This window comes from Paenibacillus sp. LHD-38 (assembly GCF_031157315.1).
GTDB lineage: Bacteria > Bacillota > Bacilli > Paenibacillales > Paenibacillaceae > Pristimantibacillus.
Map to the genome: position 1 here is coordinate 47,468 of NZ_JAVIFU010000027.1, position 25,200 is coordinate 72,667.

The following is a 25,200-nucleotide window of genomic DNA, read 5'->3' on the forward strand; positions in this document are numbered from 1 at the left end:
GTACATGAACTTCTCTCTTCGAATCCCGAGAAAACGGGTCAATCGATCGTTTTGGGGCAGTTTCTCGTTATTCGTTTTACTGACCGCGTTTGGAGCATTCATGATTGTGCCGCTTATCTACGCCATCAACAATGCTTTCAAACCGTTGGATGAAATCTTTATGTTCCCTCCAACACTATTTGTCCGCAATCCGACCATGAATAATTTCATTGACTTATTCAGTTTGCTGGGCAACTCATGGGTTCCGTTCTCGCGATACATTTTCAATACCGTTTTCATTACGGGCATGGGAATAATCGGGCATGTCCTGCTCGCTTCGGCTGCCGCTTATCCGCTTGCCAAGCATAAGTTTCCGGGTAAAAACTTTTTGTTCAGCATCGTAGTTCTATCACTGATGTTCACGCCAGCCGTTACCGCTATACCAAACTATATGATTATGTCATGGTTAGGCCTGATCGACACGTATTGGGCAGTCATCATTCCGGCATTCGCTTATTCGCTTGGTCTTTATTTAATGAAACAATTCATGGAACAAATTCCCGATGTGCTGCTTGAAGCGGCAAAAATCGACGGAGCGAGCGAATACCGCATTTTCTGGACCATTGTCATGCCGAATGTAAAACCGGCATGGTTGACGCTTATTATTTTGCTGTTTCAAATTCTTTGGGGCAGCGACGGCAATGGTTTCATTTACAGCGAGCAGCTTAAATCGCTTCACTTTGCCGCTAACCAGGTTGTAGCAGGGGGCATAGCCCGCGCGGGTGCCGCAGCAGCGGTAGCGCTTATTCTGATGAGCGTTCCCATTACGCTGTTTGTATTCTCGCAAAGCCGAATCATTGAAACGATGGCTACTTCTGGAATGAAAGATTAAAGGGGGAAACGCACATGTCAGCGAAAAAATGGTTTCTCGTCATCGCGGCGGCTTCCCTATTGTTCATTCATGCAGCGCCTGCACCGGCGTCTGCTGCGTCGACGCCATATGAGAGCTACAATTATAACTTTTGGGAAGAAGCCGTTCCGGCTCCTGCGGCATACGTACCTAAACTTTCGATATCCGGAGCAGATATTGGCATAGGCGACTTTGTCGAGCCAAGCGATATGGTCGTCTCTTCAGGCGGCATGATCTATGTCGTAGACAGCGGTAACGGTCGCATCGTCAGCTTAAACGACCAGTGGAAGGTTCAACGCTTGATTAACGGGTACGAGAAAGACGGGGAAACGGTAGGTTTTAAAAATCCGTCGGGGCTGTTTGTTGACGACGAGGAAAATCTTTATATTGCAGATACGGATAACGGCCGTATTGTCGTGCTTTCGAAGGACGGCGAATGGCTAAGAACCATTGAGCAGCCTACTTCCGATGTTTTGCCAAAGGATTTTAAATTCATCCCGCTAAAGGTGACGGTGGACCGAGCCAAAAGGATCTATGTCGTAGCCCAAGGCATTTACGAAGGCATTATGCAGTTTGATGAAAAAGGTCAATTTATCGGTTATGTCGGTACAAACAAAGTTCAGCACGACTATACGGAAGTGTTGTGGCGCTTGCTTTCGACCAAAGCCCAGAAGGCCCAAATGGTACTGTTCATTCCAACAGAGTTTTCGAATATTGACATTGATGCCAAAGGGTTTGTATATGCAACTAATATTGATCCGGATTCCAAGGAACCGGTAAAAAGGCTTAATCCTTCAGGTGAGGACGTGCTGAAGCGGTTTGGCTACTTCGATGTCGTAGGCGATATTCGTTACCGTATTTCCGTCGGACCGTCGAAGCTAATCGATGTAAAGGTGCTAGGGAACGGTATGTACAGTGTCCTTGACGCGAATCAAGGTAAGGTATTCACCTATAATGACGAGGGCGATTTGCTCTATGTATACGGTGGCAAAGGAAACCAGACTGGTACCTTTAAAATTCCGGTAGCTGTCGAGCATTTGGGAGAAAAACAGCTTGTGCTTGACCGCGGCAAAAGCAACATCGTCGTCTTCGAGCCGACGAAATTTGGCTCCAGCGTAAATGAGGCCGTGAAGCTGCACTACAACGGCGAAGATAAGCAGGCGGTACCGTTATGGCAAGAAGTGCTGCGATTAAACAGTAACTATGATATTGCCTATATAGGCATAGGCAAATCTCTGCTAATGGAAAAGAAGAACGGCGAAGCGCTGAAATACTTCAAGCTCGGCATAGACCGGGAGAGTTATTCTGTTGCGTACAAAAGATATCGCAGGGAAGTTATGAAAGAGCATTTTGGAACATTTCTGACGGTACTGATGGTCATAGCAGCAGCATGGCTGGCGTTCAAATTGGTAAACTCGCGCAGAAAAAAGAGGAAGCTTACCATTTCGAACTTCGCTTCGCAAACCCTTAAGGAGGGCAAAACGCTATGAAGCAGGATTTCATCAAGTTTCCGCTGCACGTCATCGTACATCCGTTCGACGGCTTCTGGGATATGAAGTATGACAGCAAAGGAAAAGTAAAGGTTGCCTTGACTTTTTTGCTGCTGGTCATCATTGCCGTTATTTTGAGAAATCAGTTTGCCGGGTTTCTCGTCAACTATAATGATCCGCGTTATTTGAATAGCTTGACGCAGCTGGTGACGATCGTATTTCCTTTCTTTCTGTGGTGTTTATCCAACTGGGCAATTACCACATTGATGGATGGGGAAGGAAAGTTTAAGGAAATCGTGATGGCAACAGGCTATGCGCTAGTTCCACTAGTGATCATCTACGTGCCTATGACGATTGCCAGCCGGTTTATGGTTAAGGAAGAAACGGCTTTTTATTATTTGATGATGACGATATCAACCATATGGTTTTTAGCGCTGCTGTTTGTGGGGACGATGACCGTGCATCAGTATTCCGCGTTAAAAACGATGATAACGATGGCGCTGACGGTCATTGTCATGGGAATCATCGTATTTCTAGGAACGCTGGTGTTAAGTATGCTCCAGCAAATGGCGGATTTTTTCATTAACATTTACCGAGAACTCATTTTCCGTACGTAAAGGAGGCCGCCCCGTGAAAAATCGTAAAATGCTGGTTGCGGTGCTGGCCTGTACCGCAGCCATTTGTATTGCCGTCTGCTCCGCAATATGGTTTACGAGTCGTGGAGTTAAAGCCATTGAAGCAGCCACTTATATGAAAATGACAACCGAATTAGAGACAGGAAGCGCGATAAAGGCATTGCCGGATTCATCACAAGGCTTACCGGGAATGAAGCTTGTGGCAGACAACTCTGAATTATCGTTGTATTTTAACGCTGAAACGACGGAGGTGGCTGTAAGGGATAAGCAGCAAGGCCAGGTTTGGTATAGCAATCCGCCTAATCGGAGTGCGGATACTGTCGCTTCAGGCTTTGAGAAGGAGATATTATCATCGCAATTGACGGTTTTATTCCGTGATGCCGTCGGCACATTGGATACCTTCACCAACTTCTCGCAAAGCATCGGCAATAAGCAGTTTACGGCCGAAAGCATTGAGAACGGGATTCGCATTACGTATACAATTGGCGATACTTCAATCGGCGTAGATGCTTTGCCGAAATATATAAGCAAAACCAGAATGGAAGAGAAGGTGCTCTCCAAGCTTGATAAAACTACGGCCAAATATGTCGGGCTTCGCTATTATCCGAAAGAGGATAATCCGGAAATATTAGAGCGCTTGGACGCGCAGGTCTCCAAGCAGCTCGTTCTGAACAAAATGACGGCTGCTTTTGCGAAGGCGGGCTATACCGAGGAAGATCTAGCTTTTGACAATGAGGAAAATGGCGGCGCAAGCGCAGGCGTATCGTCCAAGCCGAATTTCGTTATTCCTTTAGAATACCGAATTGACGGCGGCTCGCTGGTTGCATCCGTTCCGGTCAATCAAGTCAAAGAAAGCGGAGAATATCAAATTCGCAGCATAGAACTGCTTAACTTTTTTGGAGCTGCGGATAAAGAGAATGAAGGCTACATGTTCGTGCCGGACGGGACGGGCAGTCTGATCCATTTAAACAACGGCAAAGTGAAGGAAGAGCAATACGTGCAGAAGGTGTATGGCTTTGATCCGAACGATAACAGCTTCAGGCGGGGCCAAGTGAGCGAGAGCGCCCGAATGCCTGTATTCGGAATGAAGGCAGGCAGCGCGGCATGGTTTGCCGTTATTGAGGAAGGCGATGCGGTCGCCAGCATATCGGCTGATATCAGCGGCAAAAAAAATTCCTACAATTATATTCACAGCAGCTACGCGCTGCGCGGTGAAGACGAGCTGGAACTTTATACGGGTTCTACCATCCAAGAGATCCAGCTGCTGAATGAAGAGATTTATAAAGGCGATATTCAAATCCGCTATAGCTTTCTCTCGGGCGACAAGGCGAGCTATTCGGGAATGGCAGAGCTTTACCGTGACAGACTCGTAGAGGAGGATAAGCTTCAGCCTATAAAGGAAGATCAAAAACTTCCTTTCTATCTGGATATTCTAGGAACCGTCGACAAAAGAAAATCCTTTCTTGGCGTGCCTTACAGCTCCGTCATTTCAATGACCTCCTTTGAGCAAGCCTCGCAAATGGCTGAGCAATTGAAATCAGACGGAATCGAACGGCTGATGATGCGGTATACGGGCTGGTTCGGCAACGGCGTCAATCATCAAACGCCTGTTAGGCTGAAAGTAGACCGCGAGCTTGGGAACAAATCGGATTTTATCGATTTATCCAACCAGCTGGAACAGTCGGGCGGGATGTTGTTCCCGGATGTCGCATTCCAACAAATTTATCATGACGACGGCGGGTTTGCGCCTTCCTCCGACGCTTCAAGGTTCGTTACGCGCGAAGAAGCGGAGCTATATCCATACAATAGGGCGCTGAGTCGAATGGACAGGATGCTAGGCTCCTACTATTTGTTATCGCCGGCAAAGCTTCCTTATTACGTGGATACTTTTATGAATAAGTATGAATCGCTTGGCATGCAAGGATTAGCGCTTCGCGACCTCGGCGGCCTGCTAAGCTCGGATTATCGCTCAAGCAGAGTGATTCAACGCGAAACGGCCAAAAAAATTGTTCAGGATCAGCTTGGAAACATCGAAGAGCGTGTCGACCAGACGATGCTTTCCGGAGGCAATGCTTATGCTTGGCCATTCGCAGATCATCTGATTAATGTGCCGACGGCATCGAGCGGTTTCGTCATTACGGATGAGGAAGTTCCTTTTTATCAGATGGTCATTCACGGTTATTTGGATTATTCCGGCGGCGCGGTTAACCTGGATGACGAACAGGATTTGCAGCGTCAGCTGCTTCGGTCTATCGAGCTTGGCTCGGCACCGCATTTTGCATGGAGCTATGAATCGTCTTCGAAATTGAAATTCACTCATTTTGACGCGTTGTTCTCTACCTATTACAAAGACTGGTACGAGCAAGCGGTGTCGATGTACAAGGAAGTGAGTGGAGTCCTCTCCGGGGTAGAAGCCGAACAAATGGTGAACCATATCCGCCATCAAGAAGGCGTAGTTGAGGTGCAATACAGCAATGGGCAATCGATTATCATTAATTACACCGACAAAAAAGTCAACGTTAATGGCAATACGATCGAAGCTCAAAACTATTGGGTAGGGGGTGAGCGTTCATGAACGGATATAAGCTAGCCTTACGGCACAAGCGCTCACTTCTAGGAGTGGCATTTATTTTCCCATGGTTGCTTGGATTCGTATTCATGTTCGCGACGCCGCTGATCCAATCCATCCGATTTAGCTTTAGCAAATTAACGGTAGATCCAAGCGGTTTTATGCTGGAGCCGGTGGGCTGGGCCAACTTTAAAGAAGCCTTGTTCGTGGATGCTACTTTTAATCGGATTTTGACGCAATCGGTATCGGAAATGGTGCTAAACGTGCCGATGATCTTATTTTTCAGCCTATTCTCTGCTACGCTTCTAAATCAGAAGTTCCGGGGCAGAGTAGTCGCCCGAGCCATATTTTTTCTGCCGGTCATACTCGCCTCCAATGCGATATCGGCAGCCGAGACGGCGGGATTAATCAATTTGGTTGGCGATTCAACCGTCGTCAACGAAATGGGTGAAACCTCTTCTACTTACAATATCATGTCAATGGTCATGATCCTAAGCGATATCGGGCTGCCGATTTCTTTCGTTGACTATATCGTTCAAGCCATTACAAGAATATATGACATTATTACGAGCTCGGGTGTTCAGATTCTTATTTTCCTTGCTGCTCTGCAATCTGTTCCAGGAGCGATGTATGAGGTAGCCAAGATGGAAGGGGCGACCGCCTACGAATCGTTTTGGAAAATTACTTTCCCGTTAGTGAGCCCGCTCATCCTGACGAATGTCATCTATACAATTATTGATTCATTTACAGGCAGCGCAGTGACCGATATGATTTTCTCCACTGCATTCACGACGCAAAACTTCGGACTCAGCGCGGCAATGTCTTGGATTTACACGATAATCATAAGCGTCATTTTGGTCATAATCGGCGTGCTGCTATCGAGAAGAGTGCATTACAACTGAGTTAATTGCAAAGGAGGAAGCTGCATATGGAAGCTTCACAAGCCGTTCGTACTGAGGACAATAAATATCGGCTGCTGAAAATGAAAAATAAGACGATCGATACCTTGTACGCCATTTTTCGTTATGCACTTGTTATCGGAATATCGTTCATCATTATTTACCCGCTGCTTATGAAGTTTTCTGTAGCTTTCAAAGACAAAATCGATATTTACAACCCAACGATTTACATGGTGCCCGTCAACTTTACACTCGACAACATAAAGATGGCCATGGAAATCCTGAACTATTTTCCACTGATCGGGAATACATTGGTATTCGTCATCGTGACCACGCTGCTAACTACTGCTTCCTGCGCACTGGCAGGTTACGGCTTTGCCCGGTTTTCCTTCCCGGGCAGCAACGTGTTGTTCGCTTTGGTCATCCTAACGATACTTGTTCCGACAAGCACTCTGATGGTACCAATGTATCTTCATTTTAGAAGTTTTGACATTCTTGGATTGCTACATTTATTTACCGGCAAGGAAGGCGTTAATTTGCTGAATACGTATTGGCCTTCGATCATTACTTCGGCGACCGCGATCGGACTGAAAGCAGGATTGTTCATTTATATTTTCCGTCAGTTTTTTAAAGGAATGCCTAAGGAGATCGAGGAAGCCGCATTGATCGACGGTGCCGGCGGCGTGAAAACATTTTTAAAAATCATGCTGCCAAACGCAGTGCCGCCGATTATTACGGTCGTATTGTTTTGCTTCGTTTGGCAATATAACGATACCTTTTTCACTTCCTTATTCATGAGTGAATCTGCTCTCATGCCGATTAAAATATCGACGTTATCTGCCCAAGCAAATGCATTGATTCCAGGATTGATAGGTGTGGGAAGCGGAGCCAACGTTAAGGCCGATCCGAACCATGTGGCGATGATTATTGATACGGGCATTTTACTAGCCATTATTCCGCTCATCATCCTGTATTTGGTCGTTCAGCGTTATTTTGTTGAGAGTGTCGAGCGCAGCGGCATTATCGGTTAGCGCATCGCTTGCTGTGCATAGAATGATAAACATGAATAGAAGACAACGAGAAAGGTGAGAAAGCATAAATGCTGAATGCGGAGAGACAATCTCGTTTTAATGTAGTGCCAGAGCTTATAAATCCGAATGCTGATGAAAATGCCAAAAGGCTGATGACGTATTTGTGCGACATTTATGGAAGCCGCATACTGACCGGCCAGCAAATCGGTGTAGTGTCTACACCGGAGCTCGAAATCTTGCATGAAGTTACGGGGAAATATCCAGCCGTATACGGCTTCGATTTCATGAATTATTCACCCTCGCGCACAGAGCGCGGGGCAGAATGCTCCGATACCGATATCGCCATCGATTGGTGGCAAAGCGGAGGGATTGTCACCTTTTGCTGGCATTGGAATGCGCCTAAGGATTTAATTGATTTGCCGCCGGACAGAACATGGGGCAGCGGCTTTTATACGAAAGCAACGAAGTTTGACGTTCAGAAGGCGATGACTGATGAAGATTCCGAGGATTATAAGCTGCTCATAAGGGATATCGACGCGATTTCCACCCAGCTGAAAAGGCTGCAGGATGCAGGCGTGCCAGTGCTGTGGAGACCGCTGCATGAGGCATCGGGAGGCTGGTTTTGGTGGGGGGCGAAGGGGGCGGACCCATGCGTTCGGCTGTGGAAGCTGATGTATGACCGAATGACGAACATGCATAAGCTGAATCATTTGATTTGGGTGTGGAACGGCCAACATGCGGATTGGTATCCGGGCGACGAATACGTCGACATTATTGGTGAAGATATTTATCCTCCTGATCGAAATTACGAGTCGCAGCTCGAGCGTTTTCAGACGGCTCTTTCTTACACGAAGATGAACAAAATAATCGCTTTGTCCGAAAACGGGCCGATTCCTGATCCAGATCTCATGCTGCGGGATCAAACCCTTTGGGCATGGAATTGCACGTGGTACGGCACTTTTGTCTACGATACGGTGGATGGCCGCAGAGTGTATGCCGAGAAGCATACGGAGCGAGATCAGCTTATTAAATTTTACCATCACCCGTTTTCCTTAACGAAGGACGAGCTGCCAGATCTTCAGAACTACCCGCTGCGGGATTAGCGTATGGCGGCAAGGCTCGGTAAGGCCTAATACTTCTTAAGGAGTTTGTCATTGATGACTTTGTCTATATGGAATCACAGGAGCAAGCTGCAACACATGCGGCGCAAAATCCTAGAGGGAAGCTTAACAGTGGGTTTTATCGGAGGCTCGATCACCGATGCAAGGCCTCGCCACAACTGGCCGGAGCCGGTCATTGCCTGGCTCACGGAGGAATTTCAGGAAACGCGCATAACGGTCGAAAATGCGGCAATCGGAGCAACGGGCAGCGATTTAGCCGTCTTTCGCGCCAAGCGGGACTTAATCGATACCCGTTGCGATTTGGTTTTTATTGAATATGCGGTCAATGATGAAGGCGAGCCTACCTTGAAGCGTAACCGTACAAGAGAAGGGCTGATCAGACAGCTGCTTGCTGATGGTCATCGCGATGTTGTTATCGTATACACGTATTCACAGAGCATGTATGATTCGATTCAGGATGGCTTGGTACCGGATACGATTAGCGAATTCGAACGTTTAGCCGAACATTATCAAATCGGCTCGATATGGATGGGACTATATGCTCTGAAGGAGGTGAGGAAAGGCAAGCTCCGCTTTGAAGAATGGCTGCTTGACGGACTTCATCCGACAAGCAGAGGCAGCTTGAGCTATGGTCAAAGCGTCATTTCCTTTCTCGCGAAGGAATTATCGGAAGGAGAACACGCCACGCAGGCCGACCAGGTTTCACGCCTGCTTTCAAAGCCGCTTGATGACCTGTGTTGGGATGAGGTTTCTGCACTGCCTTTCGAGCATATCCAAACGAATGGTCCTTGGACGATTCGGAGATGGCCGCATCTGGAATGGATCGATCAAGTGCTTGAGACGTCGGCTGTCGGGGCGAAGCTCTCTTTCTCATTTGAGGGGAGAGGGCTCGTGCTTGGCTTCGATTTTGGGAGAAGCTCTGCAGAATTTCGGTATCGAATGAACGATGGGGAATGGCAATTGACGGAACGGGAAAGACCGTCATGGGTTGGAGACGACGGCTGGTATCGACTTAGCTTTTTTGGAGATGAATGGCCTCTTGACCAGCACCGCTTCGAGCTTGAGGTGATTCATGGCAACCGCCCCGATTGTACAGGCGCCAACTTTCGTCTTGCGAAGGTAGGGATTATAAAGTGACCGCTGTGAAGAACAAGCGAATCGTAATCGGCATCACGGTCGCTGCAGGTATAGCACTGTTAGGCTCAGCTGCAGTGTTTGGGCTTCCTGATCCGCTAAAGAAGCAAGAGCCCGTTGCGATGATCTATGAGGCTGAGGTTGGGCAGCTAACGGGAACCGTGGTTTCTCAAGAAGCAGAGGGCTTCTCTGGCACTGGATTTGTCACCGATTTTACCGATGAGCAGGACCAGTTAACGATGCAGGTTGAAGTGCCCAAAACGGCATTATACAATGTGTGGGTAAGCTACCGTTCTCCAAATGGAAATAAAGTGGCTGGTCTCACCTTAAATGAAGAGCCGCATGGTGAGTTGGTTTTACAGCCAATTGAAAGATTCACGGAGCTCAAAGCAGGGAAGATGCTTTTGAGAGAAGGCTCTAATACGATTAGCTTGACTCGCGGTTGGGGTTATTATGATATCGACTATATCAAGCTGCAGAAAACGAAGCCTAAAGTCAAACATCAGGTCACCGATCAATTAGTTAATCCGAACGCTTCTGCAGAAGCGAAAAAACTAATGAAATATTTGGTGAAAAACTATGGCAAGTCGATGTTATCGGGTCAAACCGGGCTCGATAACGTTTCCTGGATTGAGGAGGTTACCGGCAAGAAGCCTGCTATTGTCGGTTTTGATCTCATCGATTATTCCCCAACCAGAGCGGAGCACGGAGCAGTATCGTATGAAGTGGAGAAAGCTATTGGCTGGCATAAGCAGGGAGGCATTACGACCTTTTTATGGCATTGGAACGCTCCATCCGGCCTGATTGACGAGACGGGAAAAGAATGGTGGCGGGGTTTCTACGCGGATTCTGTAACCTTTAATTTGGAAAAAGCTTTGGATGATCCCGAATCGGAGCAATATAAACTTCTTATCTCAGATATCGATGCGATCGCCGAGCAGCTCAAGCGATTAAGGGATGCCCATATCCCTGTACTGTTCAGGCCGCTGCACGAAGCGGAGGGGGGGTGGTTCTGGTGGGGAGCAAGGGGGCCTGAACCTGCCAAGCAGCTGTACCGAATAGTATACGACCGTTTGGTTAACAAGCATGAATTGAACAATCTCATTTGGATTTGGAATTCTGTGCTGCCCGAATGGTATCCGGGAGATGATGTTGTGGATATCGTAAGCGTAGACAGCTATCCTGCCCCGGGAGATCATTCGCCGGTCATCAACCATTATGATAACCTCGCAGCTCTAGTAAAGGACAAAAAGCTGGTCGCTTTAACGGAAAACGGTTCTATTCCTGACCCGGACTTAATGAAGGCCTATGGCGCGAAATGGAGCTGGTTCGTGACCTGGCAGGATGAATATCTAACAGATGGAAAGCATAACAGCCAAGATCTATTAAAGAAAATTTATAACCATCCAGAGGTCACTACGCTGGATGAACTGCCAGACTTATTCGGAATGAAAAAAGAAGCAGATAAAGAAGATTGATAAGCGATAGGAAGACACATATTTTTAGGAGGACAAAATGAGAGAAACAAAACTAGTGCTGGATAATTGGAAGTTTAAGGCTTGTCAGGAAAAGAAATGGATGGAGGCGGCCGTTCCGGGCTGCGTACATACGGATTTACTGCGGAATGGAATTATCGAGGATCCTTTTTATGCAACAAATGAGCATGATTTGCAATGGATCGATAAAATAGATTGGGAATATGAATCACGGTTTGATGTCGCGGAGGAGCTGCTGCAAGCATCCGCTTTAGAGCTGGTATTTGACGGTTTAGATACGTACGCTGATGTCTATTTGAATGATCAGCATGTGCTTTCTGCCGATAATATGTTCAGAACGTGGAAAGCCGATGTTAAATCGATCGTGACGGCTGCAAATAATCATTTAAGGATAAAATTCCGTTCGCCCGTGCAGGAGGATCTGCCGAAGATCGATAAGCTGGGCTATAATTTGCCGGCTTCAAACGATCAATCCGAGCTGGGCGGACTGGGCGCGCAGAAGATTAGTATTTTTGCTAGAAAAGCGCCTTATCATTACGGCTGGGATTGGGGTCCGCGATTTGTTACGAGCGGAATTTGGCGCGAAGCTAGACTGGTAGGCTGGTCTGAGAGCAGGATCGTTGACGTGCATGTCCAGCAGGACAGCGTAACGGCATCGCAAGCAAGCTTATCTGTCAGCGTGGAAATCGAGTCCAAGGAATCATGGAGTGGAATTGTAAGAATTAGCGCGGACGGACAAGTTTGGGAGCAAGAAGCTATTTTGGGTCAAGGAAGCAGCATCGTAGAAGTGAAGGCAGTTATCGAGCAGCCAAAGCTTTGGTGGAGCAGAGGGCTGGGCGAGTCCCATATGTATACCTTTACGGCAGAGCTTATTAAGGAAGATAACGCTGTCGCGGCGAAATCTGTTCGCACCGGCTTGCGGTCCGTCCGCTTAGTGCGCGACAAGGATGAGAAGGGCGCCAGCTTCTATTTCGAGCTGAACGGAGTGCCTGTCTTCGCTAAGGGTGCGAACCATATTCCAAATGACAGCTTTATAACGAATGTGACCGATGAACGCTACAGGCATGAAATCGCTGCGGCAGCAGAATCAAACATGAATATGCTGCGCGTTTGGGGTGGCGGGATCTACGAGCAATCGGTTTTCTACGAGCTGTGCGATGAGTACGGCATCATGGTATGGCAGGACTTCATGTTCGCTTGCAGTATGTATCCGGGCGATGAAGCATTTTTGGAAAATGTTCGGCTTGAAGCCATCGAGAACGTAAAGCGCCTCCGCAATCATCCCTCCATCGTGCTTTGGTGCGGCAATAACGAGATCGATTCGGCATGGGCCGAATACGATGAAGACGGCGGTTGGGGCTGGAAGAAAGAATATACGAAGGAGCAGCGTAAAGTCATCTGGTCAGATTACGAAGCAGTTTTCCATGACATATTGCCTGAAGCGGTTGCGACATTTGCGCCCGGCACGCAATATTGGCCATCATCGCCTCTTATTTCGTTGACTGGCGACATTAATCAGCATGCCCACCCGCTCTCCGCAGAAGGAGATATTCATTATTGGGGAGTTTGGCACGCGGTTGAGCCATTTGAGAATTACAATATAAAAGTCGGACGTTTCATGAGTGAATACGGCTTTCAATCCTTCCCTGAATACGATACGGTAATGACCTTTGCTACCGAGCAGGATTTGGCGCTGGATTCGAAAGTGATGCGCGCCCATCAGAAGAACGGCGACGGAAACCGGCTTATCAAAGAATATATGGATATTTACATGAATCAGCCAAAGGATTTCCCTGCATTTCTTTATATGAGCCAAGTTCTGCAAGCGGAAGCGATGAAAATGGCAATCGAAGCCCATCGCCGCAACATGCCATATTGCATGGGGACACTCTATTGGCAGATGAACGATTGCTGGCCGGTTGCTTCCTGGTCGGGCATGGATTATTACGGCAAGTGGAAAGCCATGCAATACTATGCGAAAAGAAGCTTCGCCGATACGATGCTTTCTTTTGACCGCACGGATGACGGTATGGTGAACGTACATTTGGTTACCGATTCACTTACGCCGATTAAAGGGGAGCTTAGCCTAAGGCTGTATGATTTTTCAGGCGCACTGATTAAGCAGACTTCAACCCGTGTTGCCATGGATGGCAACCGCGCAGCCGTAGTCAGCTCGATCAATGAGCAGGAGTGGCTGGACGGATACGAAGCAGGGAGCGTCGTCTTGTATGCTGAGCTTGAGCAAGACGGCCAGCTCGTGGATAACAAGACTTATTATTTCGCTAAAGCGAAAGACCAGAAGCTGACGGACAGCGTTATTCGCATCAAGGTGGTTGAGGGCAGCAACGGCACTGCATTTACGCTTACTGCGGATGTCCTCGCCAGGCAGGTATGGGTTACAGCGGAACATGAAGGCATGTTCACTGACAATTTCTTTGATCTTATACCGGGTGTAACGAAAACCGTACAATTCATGTACCGTAATGAAGGTGAGACGGTAGGGAAACCAACTGCTGCCGGCAAGGTGCAAGTTCGTTCCATGGTTGATTTTTTGGCTGATCGCAAAGCAGAATAGAATGAGGGTTGCCTCAATCAACGTGAATAAAATATAAATTTTTTGAGGCGCATCCCGCGCCTGCAGCAGAATAGTCGAAATGTTTTAACAGGGTTAAGCGGTTTGCGTTATTAATGAAAGGGGCTCACTCTTAGGAGGGGCTCCTTTTCTATTTATAAGTGTGTAAAACATACATCAATTCTTTACCGTGACAAAGGATTAATGTATTATAGTGTTAAAGTGTTAAAGGTTTGTATTCTAATGATGAAGGTGATTTTATTTATGCGAGAGAATATCGAGGTTCGCGCACGTAAAGCAATTGAGCAGCTAAAACCTTACTCACCTGGAAAGCCGATATGGGAGGTGCAGCGCGAGCTGGGCTTGGAGCGGGTAATCAAACTTGCCTCCAATGAAAATCCGCTGGGACCGTCACCTAAGGCTGTTGAGGCTATGCAGGCGGCTCTAACGGAGCTTCACCGATATCCGGATGCTCAAACCTTGGATTTAAAGCAGACCCTTGCGACTCATTATGACCTAAGCCCAGAGCAAGTTTTGGTTACAAATGGCGGAGACGAACTCATCACCCTCGTGTCAGAAGCGTTCTTGGAAGCCGATGATGAAATTATCGTACCCAGCCCAACATTTAGCGAATATGCGTTTGGCGCTCAAATCATGGATGCTAAAATAGTCGTCGCACATCTAAAAGCGGATTTTCAATACGATTCGGAAGCGATCCTTACAGCTGTGACAGACCGCACGAAAATTGTGTATCTGTGCTCGCCCAACAATCCGACGGGTACTTTTTTGCCGCGAACAGAGCTGAAGCATATTCTTGATTCGCTTCCCGAGCAGGTGCTGGTTGTGCTTGATGCCGCGTACAGCCACTATGCCACAGACGAGCATTATTCGGATGGTACTGAATTTGTGCGGGCAGGTTACCCTCTGCTTATATTAAGAACATTTTCCAAAATATACGGGCTAGCTGGCATACGCATCGGCTTTGGCATTGCGCATCCGTCCATAATCCAAAACATATTGAAGGTTAAAGAGCCGTTTAACGTAAACGCATTGGCCCAAACTGCGGCCGCAGCAGCTGTTGGTGATGCAGAGCATGTGCAGCGGTCACAGACGCTTGTTTTTGCGGAGCGGGAGCGGTTTTACAAAGCATTAGAAACGCTTGGCTGCAGCTTTACGGTGAGCATGAGCAACTTTGTGCTTGTGGAGATGGGAGAGAAGTCGGCAGTTATTTATGAGGAATTAATGGCTAGAGGCATTATCGTAAGGCACGGAAAAACATGGGGATTGCCGCATCATTTGCGGATTACAATCGGAACGCCGGATGAGAATGAATGTTTTCTAAAAGCGTTAAGCGATATTTTGGATACAGGTAATATGCATGCATAAAAAATGAGCAGCCTGTTCGGGAATAGTCCGGAACAGGCTGCTTTTTGCTTAAAGAGGTTAGCCAATAAACTCTTGTACCCATGAGCCGTTGTAATGAGCAACACCGATTTTATTGAAGCTGCTGTTCAAAATGTTGGCTCTATGCCCCGGGCTGTTCATCCAGTCGCTCATGACACGCTCGGCTGTCGGTTGGCCTTTGGCGATGTTTTCGCCGGCTGAGTTATAGGTAATTCCAAATTGCTTCATCATATCGAATGGAGAACCGTACGTCGGCGAATTATGATCAAAGTAGTTGTTGTTGGCCATATCCTTTGCTTTAACCATTGCCATATTAGCAAGCGGGCCATCCATGCTTAGTGCGCCTAATCCGGCTTTGGACCGCTCGGCGTTGACGAGCTGAAGCACTTGCTTCTCAAATTGGCCGACAGCTGCGTTTTGTCCGTCCGGCTTTGGATTAGCCGGGGTTTGAGGAGCTGGCCTCTGAGTAGTAGGGTTTTGTACATTAGGGTTCTGACCCGTTGGCTGCTGAACTACCGGATACCTCGTTGCTGGATTTTGGACTTGAATATCGCCAAAAATCCAATCCGGCAAATTGATATTCGAACCCCTCATCGAAGATAACGGTTTTGCTGCATTTGGTGTAGTAATGGATGAGGCACGCGTAATAATTGGCGCAGCAGTAATGACAGGAGTTTTGATTTGGGCATGATTAAGAGCATTCTGTTTGTGCATGTCATTGGAATTCGTGTTGGTCGAACAACCTGTCACAACTAATAATGCTGCGATTGCAATGTACTTTTTCAATTAAGAACACCTCTGATTTTAGGATAAAGTGCTTGCCACGCCTTTTATAATCTCCCGTCAGCGCGGCTGTTATCCTGTATGAAAATAAATGATTATGGATTTTGCTTGGGGACTTGCTTATTCCAAATGCCTATGGTATATTATCAATACAAATAACAAATTTAAACCTTGAATTCACATATTGAAAAGGGTTGTCATTTGTATAATGATACTTTTCTCAATATGTGATTTTTAGTTTTTCTGGAAAAAACATGTTAAAAAAATTATTGGAGGTTTTTATAATGGAACAAGGTACAGTGAAATGGTTTAACGCAGAGAAAGGTTTTGGCTTTATCGAAGTAGAAGGCGGCAATGACGTATTCGTTCATTTCTCCGCTATTCAAGGCGAAGGCTTCAAATCCCTTGACGAAGGTCAACGCGTTGAGTTCAACGTAACTCAAGGCAACCGTGGACCACAAGCAGAAAACGTTGTAAAACTGTAGTATTTACAACATCGAGAGCCCTTAACATTTGTTAAGGGTTCTTTTTTATTACAAAGGAGGATTAATCAATGTATTTTCGCAGAAAATCGTTAGAAGATCATCCTCAAGAAAACACAATTATTTGGACTTGCCAAGAAGAAAGCTGTACGGGCTGGATTCGCGATGACTTTGCATTCGATCACATACCGGCGTGCTTTCAGTGTCACTCTCCCATGGTAAGAAGTGAAAAGATGCTTATCTCGCTAAACAATTCGAATAAAGACATGAAGTCTTTAAAACCAGGCAAGTTAATTTCCTAAAAGCTTATAATGAAAAACAGCAAAAAAGCCGTCGGTTCGGACATACGAACCAACGGCCTTTTTCTTTTTAACGAAGATTTGTAATATTTACTTCAGGATTTACGTCTGCTTCATAATTGATGCCGTCGGTTTCAAAGCCGAACAGCTGGAAAAATTCCCGGCGATAACCTGCAAGATCGGAAAGGTCATAGACGTTTTCGGTGGACAGCTTGGCCCAAACCTCTGCTACCTCTGCTTGAATCTCAGGTCTCATTTCCCAATCATCGACACGGATCAGCCCTTTTTCATCGACGAGTGTTTCGCAGTTGCCATACAGACGCTCAGAGAATAGGCGATACATTTGCTCGATACAGCCCTCATGAATGCCTTTTTCCTTCATTACTTTGTAAAGCGCGGATATATAGAGCGGTACAACAGGGATAGCCGAGCTGGATTGCGTCACTAATGCTTTGTTTACAGAAACGAAGGCACGACCGCCATTTGTGCTTAGCTGCTCATTCAAGCGCTTAGCCGTTGCTTCCAAATCGTTTTTCGCAGCCCCAATTGTTCCTTCACGGTATACCGCATGCGTAATTTCAGGCCCGATATAAGAATAGGCTACGGTCGTTGCGCCTTCTGCAAGTACGCCAGCCTGTTCCATATCATCGATCCACATTTGCCAATCTTCGCCGCCCATAACAGCAATCGTCTGACGGAGCTCATCCTCGGTTGCAGGCTCGATTGTAGCTTGCGATACCTCGCCGCTATGGAAGTTCACGGTTTTGTTTGTGTACGTGCCTCCAAGCGGTTTAATGACGGAAGAAAAGGTTTCGCCTGTCTTGGGGTGCGTACGGCGTGGAGAAGCGACGCTGTAAACAACGAGATCGATTTGCCCAAGCTCCGTACGAATTAAGTCAATCGTTTTTGCTTTTATCTCATCGGAGAAAGCATCACCAACGATGCTGTAGGATTTGCGGCCAGCAGCTGCAGCAGCTTCCTCAAATGCCGCGGAATTGTACCAGCCGGCAGAAGCTGTACGAGCACCCTCAGCGGCTTTGTCGAAGTAGACGCCAATCGTATTAGCGCCGGCTGCGAAGGAGGAAACGATGCGTGAAGCGAGCCCGTAGCCTGTTGAGGCGCCGATGACCAGCACATTGCGTGGTCCTGTGATGCTTGGCTGCGCGTTTACGTAATCAATTTGGCGCTTTACCTGTTCGGCGCAGCCCTCTGGATGAGCAGTGGTGCAAATAAAACCGCGTGTTTTCGGTTGAATAATCATATTAGAATATTCCTTTCTTTAATGGAATTTGCAAGTATGCGTTATGTACGGGACAACTCTATCCCATTTTACCGACTTTTGGAGCAGAAGGGAAGTTCTCGTCTCGCGACAAGAGCATTTATTTACACAAATTCATATGTTTTGTCATAAATAAATAAGCGCCAAGACAGCAATTCTGCTCTCTTGGCGCTTATTTATGAAGAAAATTAACGACGACCTGATAGCTGCTGTTCTGCCATTTGAACGAGCCGGCGAGTAATCGATCCGCCGATGGAGCCCATGTCGCGCGTAGTCATATTTCCATAGTAGCCGTCTTGCGGAAGTTGAATGCCAAGCTCTTGGGCAACTTCAAATTTGAGCTGCTCAAGCGCTGCGCGGGCTTGGGGTACAAGAAGTTGATTTGTTCGGTTTGCCATCTTTTCTCAGCCTCCTTCTTGGAATTATTATGCGGAAACAATCAGGAGATTATTCACCAAATTCACCTGAAATTACCGCCGATTTTTGGAGTAGGATCATGTTAAAATGGTTACACGGAAGGGGGCGCCGTTATGTTTGTGAAACCTATGCTTTTAACCGAGCACGAAAAGCCTTTTGATGATGATAATTATCTGTTTGAGCCCATTATTGACGGACATCGTCTGCAGCTTTCCTTTATTGGAGGCAAGCCGAAGTTATATACCAGGCACTGTAATGAAGTTACAAGGCAATATCCTGAATTACATAATGTACCTTTGCGAGAGCCAGCCGATGTTTTGTTCGACGGCGAGGTGGCTTATGTAAATCCAATTTCGGGAGCATTTGAGTTCCATACTCTGCAAGAACGCTACCGTTTGAAAAAAGAACCGAGCATCCGTGATGCGAAGCGTTCGAATCCTGTCTTATTTTTTGTGTTTGATCTTTTGTATTATAACGGAGTGGATTTGAGACAGCATCCTCTGCTCGAGCGTAAGCGGCTGCTTAGTTATATTTTGGAGGACAATGCTTATTTCAAAAAGATGCTGTACGTCGAGAAGGAAGGCTCCGCCTTGTACGAGCTTGTGAAAAGCTCTGATTTAGAAGGCGTGGCTTGCAAGCGCAAAGACAGTGTTTATTCCGAAGGCCGCAGGGATAGTTGGCTTAAAGTGATGAATGGTGAATATAAAAATTTAGCAATGGATGCGGATCAAAAAAGCTTTTTCGTATCCTAATCGGAAATATGTTAATGAAATCATTAATTAATTTTCTCCTCGCTAAATATAGGGATTTGACTTGAGAGGGATACTGCCGGCCACTGCCGTCGGTATCCTTTTTTCTATTTTCATGAAGTGTGAATCCTAATAAAACAACAGTATAATACATCTCAGAAGAAATTTTTATATTGACGATATACGGGCGATATCGTTACAATATAATCATTAACATTATTAGTAATCAGTTAATAATTATATTCTTGATATTACTATTAATGTTTGTGCTGCAGGGAGGATGAGATCATCCTTTTTTCGGATACAAATGAAAGCGCTTATTTCTCGGATTGAGAAAGAACAGACAGAAAAGAGGTGGAATGAAAAGGTTAGTGTATTTAAGGCATGCAAAATTGTTTTGCCAATTACGAATTGGAGTCGGAAGGGGATATACGAGGTGAACAAATCAATGAACAAATGGATTGCGATTGCCCTTACAGCCGCATTGCTAGTCCCTGGCCAGCTTGCTATGGCGGCGGGCGGAAGCGCGAATGCTGAATCCGGCGTCAAAGATAGCTTGTTACAAAGTACCGTTAAGTCTGATGTACAAGGTCACTGGGCAGAAAAGGACTTTAATTCCTGGTACGACAAGCAGCTGATTAAAGGCTATGGAGACGGAAACTTTAAGCCGGACCAAGCGATTAGCCGCGTAGAATTTATGACGCTGATCAATCGGGTTTTTAATTTTGTTGAGGAAGCAGATGTATCCTTTCTTGATATTACAGCCGCGAACTCTTTTTATAACGAAGTAAAGAAAGCGGTTGCAGCTGGATATTTATCCGGATATAGTGACGGAACCATTCGTCCAAACGCTCCGATCACTCGCCAAGAGGCGGCCGTTATTTTATTTAGAGCGTTCCAGTTGATAGCATCGGGAAGCAGCGAAAGCATTCTAACCGATACCGCTGGTTTACCGGCATGGAGCAAAGATGCTGTAGAAACCTTTGTGAGCGAAGGTTATATTACCGGCTATAACGATCAAACCTTCAGACCTGCTAACAAAATCACAAGAGCGGAGTCGCTCCGACTAGTCAATAACATCTCAGGAGAGATTTTGACCCAAGAAGGTACGTACACAGGCTTGAAAAGTAAAAATGTAATCATCAATAAAACGAATATTACGTTGAAGGATACGGAAATAGAAGGCAATCTGTACTTAACCGAAGGAATTGGCGAAGGGGATGTCATACTTGAGAATGTAACTGTAAAGGGCATCATTCGAGTGCAAGGGGGTGGACAGAACAGCATTAAAGTGAATGATTCGGATATCGCGAAGATTTTTGTTGATAAGAAAAACGGGAAGCTGCGGATTTTGACACAGGGCACAACAACAGTCGGCCAAGTATTCGTTCTATCCGGCGTAAAGCTGGAGGAAGAAGCTGCGTCAACCGGTACTGGCTTCAGCAAGGTCATTGTCGACAAAGCTGCAGATACGAATGCAACGATTGTGCTTTCTGGAGATTTTGAGCAGGTTGAAGTTGCTGCGTTATCTTTCCCGACTATCCAAGTGCTAAAAGGCATCATCAGCAAAATGGTTCTGGAGCATAAGGCTTCTTTGCATGTGGATGAAGCCGCAGAGATCAAAGATATCGTCATTCAGGTGGACGGTAAAATCAAGGTTACAGGCAAAGGGAAAGTGACAAGCGATTCGCAAAACGGAACAAAGCTTGACCGTGAGACGACAACGCCAGCTGTTCCAAGCCAAACGCCGGCGCCAACACCGGTGCCCACGGCGACGCCGCTTCCAACGGCAACACCGGCTCCTGTATTCCATAATGTATCCGTACATGATCCGTCGGTCGTTAAGGTTGACGGTACCTATTATGTGTTCGGCTCGCATTTGGCCGCTGCCAAATCGACGGATCTTATGAGCTGGTCATTAATTGATTCCGGCGTTACCGAAACGAATAAATTGTTTAAAAGCGCAGAGAGCGATGTCAAAAAAGAGTTGGCAGAAGCGCTCGGATGGGCAGAAACCGATACGTTGTGGGCAGCTGACGTCATTCAGCTGGCAGACGGCAAGTTTTATATGTACTATAACGCATGTAAAGGAGACCAGCCGCTTTCCGCCTTGGGCGTAGCGGTAGCGGATAACATTGAAGGGCCTTATGTCAATAAAGGCATCTTCTTGAAATCAGGCAAGGGCATCAGTGCAGACGGTACGGCTTATAACGGCACTCAGCATCCGAATACGGTTGATCCGGACACTTTCTTTGATAAGGACGGCAAGCTGTGGATGGTGTATGGCTCATACTCGGGAGGTATATTCATCCTTCAGATGGATCCGGAAACGGGCTTTCCGTTAGCGAATCAAGGCCATGGCAAACTTCTGATGGGTCAAAATCACAGCCGGATTGAAGCGCCGTACATTCAATACAATCCGTCTAACGGCTACTATTATTTGTTCGTTACGTTTGGCGGTCTGGATGCGATCGGCGGCTACAATATGCGGATATCCCGTTCCTTGAATCCTGACGGTCCTTATGTCGATTATGAAGGCCAGGATATGATCGATGCTCATGGAGCAGCAGGGACATTCTTTGAGGATGAGGCCATTGAACCTTACGGAGTGAAGGCTTTCGGCAACTTTATGTTCAGCAACCTGAACGGAGAAACGAACTTTCCAACCTATGGTTATGTATCTGCAGGGCATAACTCGACTTACTATGATGAAGCAACGGGCAAGTGGTTTAACATTTTCCACAGCCGCTTCCCGTTCCGCGGGGAAGGCCATGAGGTTCGCGTGCATCAGATGTTCTTGAATCAGGACGGCTGGCCAGTAGTCGCGCCGCATCGATACAGCGGGGAGACGATCGTTAAAATTTCTGAAAGCGATGTTGTTGGCGCTTACCACTATATTAATCATGGAAAAGAGATAACAAAGGATATCAAGCCTTCTGTTTATGTGAAGCTGCTGGCAGATGGAACGATTGCCGGATCCGTAAGCGGCACATGGGAAATCGACGGCGACTATTATGCCAAACTAACCGTTAATGAAACAGTCGATAACCAGGCAGTGCAAACGACGTATAAAGGTGTATTCATTCGTCAATGGGATCCTACAACCGAAACCTACGTGATGGCTTTCAGTGCATTGTCTGGAGAAGGCGTTGCTGTATGGGGCAGTCAACTGGAAGAGCTGTCTAATCAAGAGATTGTGACTAACGCTGTCCAAATGTTAACGATTGGCGATACAAGCCGAATTTATAAGGATATCGTGCTGCCTGCTAAAGCAGTAAGCAATTGGCCGATCACTTGGGAATCCTCAAACTCTGCTGTAGTAAGCGCAAGCGGAGCAGTAACACGACCAAATGCGGGTGCGGGAAATGCAGAGATACAATTAACAGCAACCATTACTTTAGGAAACGCGACAGCGTCCAAGACGTTTACAGTCATTGTACAGCAGCAAAGTGATAATGCTTTAGCTGACGGATTAGTTGCGCAATATGATTTTGAAAATAATTTAAATGAGGCTGCCGACAGGTCCGATGCAGGTGAGGTAACCGGCAATCGAATAAATAATACAGGCGGAGAAATTGCTTACATTGAAGGACTGAGCGGGAAAGGCAAGGCAGCAAGCTTGAGTGGTTCTACAGGCGTGCGTTTGCCAGACGGTTTAATTTCTACAAATGAGTATTCAGTTTCAATGTGGTTGAACCCAACTGAGGCAGCTAACCTTGCCCCGGCCTTCTTCGGCGCTCAATCTGAGGAAAGCTGGATCAGCTTCTTGCCGAGAGGCCATGATTTCGCAACAAATAACACGATGCTTTGGTCAGGTACGGCTTGGTTTGATGCCTCGACAGGCATGAAAATAAAATTGGGTGAATGGACGCATGTCGCCTTTACGGTTCAAAACGGCGAAACCAAGGTTTATATCAACGGCGTCCAAAAATATAGCGGAACAGGCATGACAAACGTATTTAACAACAAACTAAGCGTCTTTGCGCTTGGCGTCAATTATTGGGATACGCCTTATAAAGGGCTGATTGATGAAGTTCGTATTTATGAAATGGCGTTAAATGCGGAAAAAATCGGTTGGCTAGCATTCGGTGAGCCGGATGCTTCAGTAGTCGTCAACGACATTCAATTTGGGGCTTCTCAAAAAACGATAGCTATTGGTACGGCTTATACGCCTGAAACAACTATTCTGCCAGTGAATGCTGCGAATAAAACGATTGTTTGGTCAACTGGAGATCCCGACATTGCAGTTGTAAACGAATCAACAGGACAAGTGACGGGCGTAGCGGTCGGTACGACAACGATTACAGCAGCAGCAGCGGATGACGGACATCATACAGCTGCTTATACGGTACATGTGACCGATGGCGATTTGGCGCATTACGCGTTCGAGAGCAATCTCGCAGATTCATTGGATAGCTCGGCAGCGGGATTAATAACTGGGAACCGCATTAATAACACAGGTGGGAACATCACCTACAACGCAGGTATTGCGGGAGCGGCGGCTGTACTAAACGGTACATCGGGCATACGGCTGCCAGACGGAATCATCAACGGTAATGTTTACTCCGTATCCATGTGGCTGAATCCGGCTGAAGCAACTAATTTTGCGGCCGCTTTCTTTGGATCTTGAATGAAAGCTGGATTAGCCTTGTCCCGAGAGGTCCTGGCAATAATGATACAATGCTCTGGTCGGGAACGGCTTGGTATGATGCCAGTACCGGCCTGAAGATCAATCTTGGTCAATGGACGCATGTGGTGTTCACCGTTAATAACGGAACGGCAAAGGTTTACATTAACGGTGTCCAAAAGTTTTCTGGAACTGGCTTTCCGAACGTGTTTACGAATGAGAACGGCGTGTTCGGAATAGGCGTCAACTACTGGGATACTCCATACAAAGGTTTAGTGGACGAATTGAAACTCTATAACAAGGCGCTTACTGCTCAGCAGGTAGCGGCGGATTTTGCAATTGGAAACACGGTTACTCTTGATCTAGCGGCAAAATCGCTTAAAATAGGCGAGAATGTAACGCTAACCGCCAATCGGTCCGTTACATGGAGCTCGAGCAATGATGCTGTGGCTGCTGTTGATACAAACGGACTGGTGACCGCTGTATCTATAGGGACCGCTGTGATTACTGCCGCTTCAATAGCGGACACGACACAGAAAGCGACTGCAACGATAACGGTAACCGAACCTTTAACAGTTTTTGACGAAACGGATGGTCTGCTCGTTAAACTGGATTTTAACGGCAACGTAAACGATAGCAGCGGAAACAATAAAAACGCTGAAATCAAAAATAATCGGGTTGAATATGTAGCAGGGCGATCGGCGGATAATCAAGCTGCTCAATTTTTGAAGGCGGAAAGCGGCGCTGCGTTTGACAACATCCCTGTTAAGCTGCCAGACAATCTCATTGCAGGCGATCAAGCATACACCGTGGCGGCATGGGTCAAATGGAACGGTTCGTCAGAAAGCTGGACGCAAGCATGGTCGAGTATTTATTTTAGCGATACATTCGTAGCTGCGGATAGCCCATTAAATTATTATTTAAATGTAGGGCTAAGCGGTACAAATCAGTTGTTTATCGGGAGACCAGCTGCTGCATCGAGCAACCAGCTGCCTGCTCAAGAGTGGGCACATCTCGCGATGACGGTAGTTCCTAACGGGAAAACGACGCTTTATCTAAATGGTATTCAGATTGCGCAAGCCGATTCCGATATCAGAACAACGCAGGGTTTCAATGAACATTTTATCGGAGGAAACTTCTGGGATCAGAACTTTAACGGAGCATTGGATGAATTCCGGATGTACGGAAAAGCATTAACGTCTGATGAGGTTTTGATTTTGGCTGAAGCAGCAAATTAACAACAAAAATGACATGCAGATCATCATATGATCCTGCATGTCATTTTTTTTAATTCATTTTAACTGTTCAAAAGCTCAGAAACTTG

At 46.6% G+C, this 25,200-nt stretch carries 19 protein-coding genes; 16 read left to right on the top strand and 3 right to left on the bottom strand.

What is annotated here, in order from left to right; genetic code table 11:
• Window positions 1-4 precede the first annotated feature (4 nt).
• From RCO25_RS21620 to hisC, 11 genes are all read left to right on the top strand, one after another.
• Entirely contained in the window at window positions 5-871 is an 867-nt protein-coding gene (locus tag RCO25_RS21620; RefSeq protein ID WP_308998206.1) for a carbohydrate ABC transporter permease, read from the top strand.
• Between the two features lie 14 nt (window positions 872-885).
• Window positions 886-2,379 carry an NHL repeat-containing protein gene (locus tag RCO25_RS21625; protein WP_308998207.1) on the top strand — a complete coding sequence of 498 codons (1,494 nt, stop codon included), beginning with the start codon at window positions 886-888 and terminating at the stop codon, window positions 2,377-2,379.
• The gene (locus RCO25_RS21630; RefSeq protein WP_308998208.1) at window positions 2,376-2,996 is read left to right on the top strand and encodes a Yip1 family protein; all 621 of its coding nucleotides are present in this window, start codon (window positions 2,376-2,378) and stop codon (window positions 2,994-2,996) included. Before RCO25_RS21625 ends, RCO25_RS21630 begins: the two co-directional genes overlap by 4 nt.
• A gap of 13 nt (window positions 2,997-3,009) precedes the next feature.
• Window positions 3,010-5,589: a DUF5696 domain-containing protein gene (locus RCO25_RS21635; RefSeq protein WP_308998209.1), complete on the top strand. Its 2,580-nt coding sequence runs from the start codon at window positions 3,010-3,012 to the stop codon at window positions 5,587-5,589.
• Window positions 5,586-6,485, top strand: coding sequence for a carbohydrate ABC transporter permease (locus tag RCO25_RS21640; RefSeq protein WP_308998210.1), 900 nt, complete (start codon window positions 5,586-5,588; stop codon window positions 6,483-6,485). Before RCO25_RS21635 ends, RCO25_RS21640 begins: the two co-directional genes overlap by 4 nt.
• A gap of 26 nt (window positions 6,486-6,511) precedes the next feature.
• Window positions 6,512-7,513: a carbohydrate ABC transporter permease gene (locus RCO25_RS21645; RefSeq protein WP_308998211.1), complete on the top strand. Its 1,002-nt coding sequence runs from the start codon at window positions 6,512-6,514 to the stop codon at window positions 7,511-7,513.
• Between the two features lie 68 nt (window positions 7,514-7,581).
• Complete coding sequence (locus RCO25_RS21650; protein ID WP_308998212.1) at window positions 7,582-8,616, top strand: glycosyl hydrolase; 1,035 nt, start codon at window positions 7,582-7,584, stop codon at window positions 8,614-8,616.
• A 96-nt stretch (window positions 8,617-8,712) separates the two neighbouring features.
• Window positions 8,713-9,771 (top strand): SGNH/GDSL hydrolase family protein, encoded by a 1,059-nt coding sequence (locus RCO25_RS21655; protein WP_308998213.1) that lies wholly within the window; start codon window positions 8,713-8,715, stop codon window positions 9,769-9,771.
• Complete coding sequence (locus RCO25_RS21660) at window positions 9,768-11,246, top strand: glycosyl hydrolase (RefSeq protein ID WP_308998214.1); 1,479 nt, start codon at window positions 9,768-9,770, stop codon at window positions 11,244-11,246. Before RCO25_RS21655 ends, RCO25_RS21660 begins: the two co-directional genes overlap by 4 nt.
• A 37-nt stretch (window positions 11,247-11,283) precedes the next feature.
• Entirely contained in the window at window positions 11,284-13,839 is a 2,556-nt protein-coding gene (locus RCO25_RS21665; RefSeq protein WP_308998215.1) for a beta-mannosidase, read from the top strand.
• Between the two features lie 261 nt (window positions 13,840-14,100).
• The gene (hisC, locus tag RCO25_RS21670; protein ID WP_308998216.1) at window positions 14,101-15,222 is read left to right on the top strand and encodes a histidinol-phosphate transaminase; all 1,122 of its coding nucleotides are present in this window, start codon (window positions 14,101-14,103) and stop codon (window positions 15,220-15,222) included.
• Window positions 15,223-15,279: 57 nt separating this feature from the next.
• On the opposite strand, the gene RCO25_RS21675 is transcribed toward hisC, so the two are convergent.
• On the bottom strand, window positions 15,280-16,026 hold the full coding sequence (locus RCO25_RS21675) for a CAP domain-containing protein (RefSeq protein WP_308998217.1): 747 nt from the start codon (window positions 16,024-16,026) through the stop codon (window positions 15,280-15,282).
• A 281-nt stretch (window positions 16,027-16,307) separates the two neighbouring features.
• Between RCO25_RS21675 and RCO25_RS21680 the strand changes: the two genes are divergently transcribed.
• The gene (locus RCO25_RS21680) at window positions 16,308-16,508 is read left to right on the top strand and encodes a cold-shock protein (RefSeq protein ID WP_053377054.1); all 201 of its coding nucleotides are present in this window, start codon (window positions 16,308-16,310) and stop codon (window positions 16,506-16,508) included.
• Window positions 16,509-16,576: 68 nt separating this feature from the next.
• Window positions 16,577-16,807, top strand: coding sequence for a cold-shock protein (locus RCO25_RS21685; protein WP_308998218.1), 231 nt, complete (start codon window positions 16,577-16,579; stop codon window positions 16,805-16,807).
• Window positions 16,808-16,874: 67 nt separating this feature from the next.
• Here the strand turns inward: RCO25_RS21685 and fabV are convergent, their stop codons facing one another.
• Window positions 16,875-18,065 (bottom strand): enoyl-ACP reductase FabV, encoded by a 1,191-nt coding sequence (gene fabV / locus RCO25_RS21690; protein WP_308998219.1) that lies wholly within the window; start codon window positions 18,063-18,065, stop codon window positions 16,875-16,877.
• A 206-nt stretch (window positions 18,066-18,271) separates the two neighbouring features.
• Window positions 18,272-18,481 (bottom strand): alpha/beta-type small acid-soluble spore protein, encoded by a 210-nt coding sequence (locus tag RCO25_RS21695; RefSeq protein ID WP_053377052.1) that lies wholly within the window; start codon window positions 18,479-18,481, stop codon window positions 18,272-18,274.
• A gap of 132 nt (window positions 18,482-18,613) precedes the next feature.
• Here RCO25_RS21695 and RCO25_RS21700 point away from each other — a divergent pair, with 132 nt between their 5' ends.
• From RCO25_RS21700 to RCO25_RS21710, 3 genes are all read left to right on the top strand, one after another.
• Entirely contained in the window at window positions 18,614-19,252 is a 639-nt protein-coding gene (locus tag RCO25_RS21700) for an ATP-dependent DNA ligase (protein ID WP_308998220.1), read from the top strand.
• A gap of 445 nt (window positions 19,253-19,697) precedes the next feature.
• Entirely contained in the window at window positions 19,698-23,879 is a 4,182-nt protein-coding gene (locus tag RCO25_RS21705; RefSeq protein WP_308998221.1) for a LamG-like jellyroll fold domain-containing protein, read from the top strand.
• Window positions 23,876-25,114, top strand: a complete 1,239-nt coding sequence (locus RCO25_RS21710; RefSeq protein ID WP_308998222.1) for a LamG-like jellyroll fold domain-containing protein — start codon at window positions 23,876-23,878, stop codon at window positions 25,112-25,114. The genes RCO25_RS21705 and RCO25_RS21710 overlap by 4 nt, the downstream gene beginning before the upstream one ends.
• The last annotated feature ends 86 nt before the right edge of the window (window positions 25,115-25,200 follow it).

What these genes read in the sequence shown, in the direction of transcription:
- RCO25_RS21620 (WP_308998206.1), top strand. Translation starts at nt 5, where the DNA reads ATGAACTTCTCTCTTCGAATCCCGAGAAAACGGGTCAATCGATCGTTT.
- RCO25_RS21625 (WP_308998207.1), top strand. Translation starts at nt 886, where the DNA reads ATGTCAGCGAAAAAATGGTTTCTCGTCATCGCGGCGGCTTCCCTATTG.
- RCO25_RS21630 (WP_308998208.1), top strand. Translation starts at nt 2,376, where the DNA reads ATGAAGCAGGATTTCATCAAGTTTCCGCTGCACGTCATCGTACATCCG.
- RCO25_RS21640 (WP_308998210.1), top strand. Translation starts at nt 5,586, where the DNA reads ATGAACGGATATAAGCTAGCCTTACGGCACAAGCGCTCACTTCTAGGA.
- RCO25_RS21645 (WP_308998211.1), top strand. Translation starts at nt 6,512, where the DNA reads ATGGAAGCTTCACAAGCCGTTCGTACTGAGGACAATAAATATCGGCTG.
- RCO25_RS21650 (WP_308998212.1), top strand. Translation starts at nt 7,582, where the DNA reads ATGCTGAATGCGGAGAGACAATCTCGTTTTAATGTAGTGCCAGAGCTT.
- RCO25_RS21655 (WP_308998213.1), top strand. Translation starts at nt 8,713, where the DNA reads ATGCGGCGCAAAATCCTAGAGGGAAGCTTAACAGTGGGTTTTATCGGA.
- RCO25_RS21665 (WP_308998215.1), top strand. Translation starts at nt 11,284, where the DNA reads ATGAGAGAAACAAAACTAGTGCTGGATAATTGGAAGTTTAAGGCTTGT.
- hisC (WP_308998216.1), top strand. Translation starts at nt 14,101, where the DNA reads ATGCGAGAGAATATCGAGGTTCGCGCACGTAAAGCAATTGAGCAGCTA.
- RCO25_RS21680 (WP_053377054.1), top strand. Translation starts at nt 16,308, where the DNA reads ATGGAACAAGGTACAGTGAAATGGTTTAACGCAGAGAAAGGTTTTGGC.
- RCO25_RS21685 (WP_308998218.1), top strand. Translation starts at nt 16,577, where the DNA reads ATGTATTTTCGCAGAAAATCGTTAGAAGATCATCCTCAAGAAAACACA.
- fabV (WP_308998219.1), bottom strand. Translation starts at nt 18,065, where the DNA reads ATGATTATTCAACCGAAAACACGCGGTTTTATTTGCACCACTGCTCAT.
- RCO25_RS21695 (WP_053377052.1), bottom strand. Translation starts at nt 18,481, where the DNA reads ATGGCAAACCGAACAAATCAACTTCTTGTACCCCAAGCCCGCGCAGCG.
- RCO25_RS21700 (WP_308998220.1), top strand. Translation starts at nt 18,614, where the DNA reads ATGTTTGTGAAACCTATGCTTTTAACCGAGCACGAAAAGCCTTTTGAT.
- RCO25_RS21705 (WP_308998221.1), top strand. Translation starts at nt 19,698, where the DNA reads ATGAACAAATGGATTGCGATTGCCCTTACAGCCGCATTGCTAGTCCCT.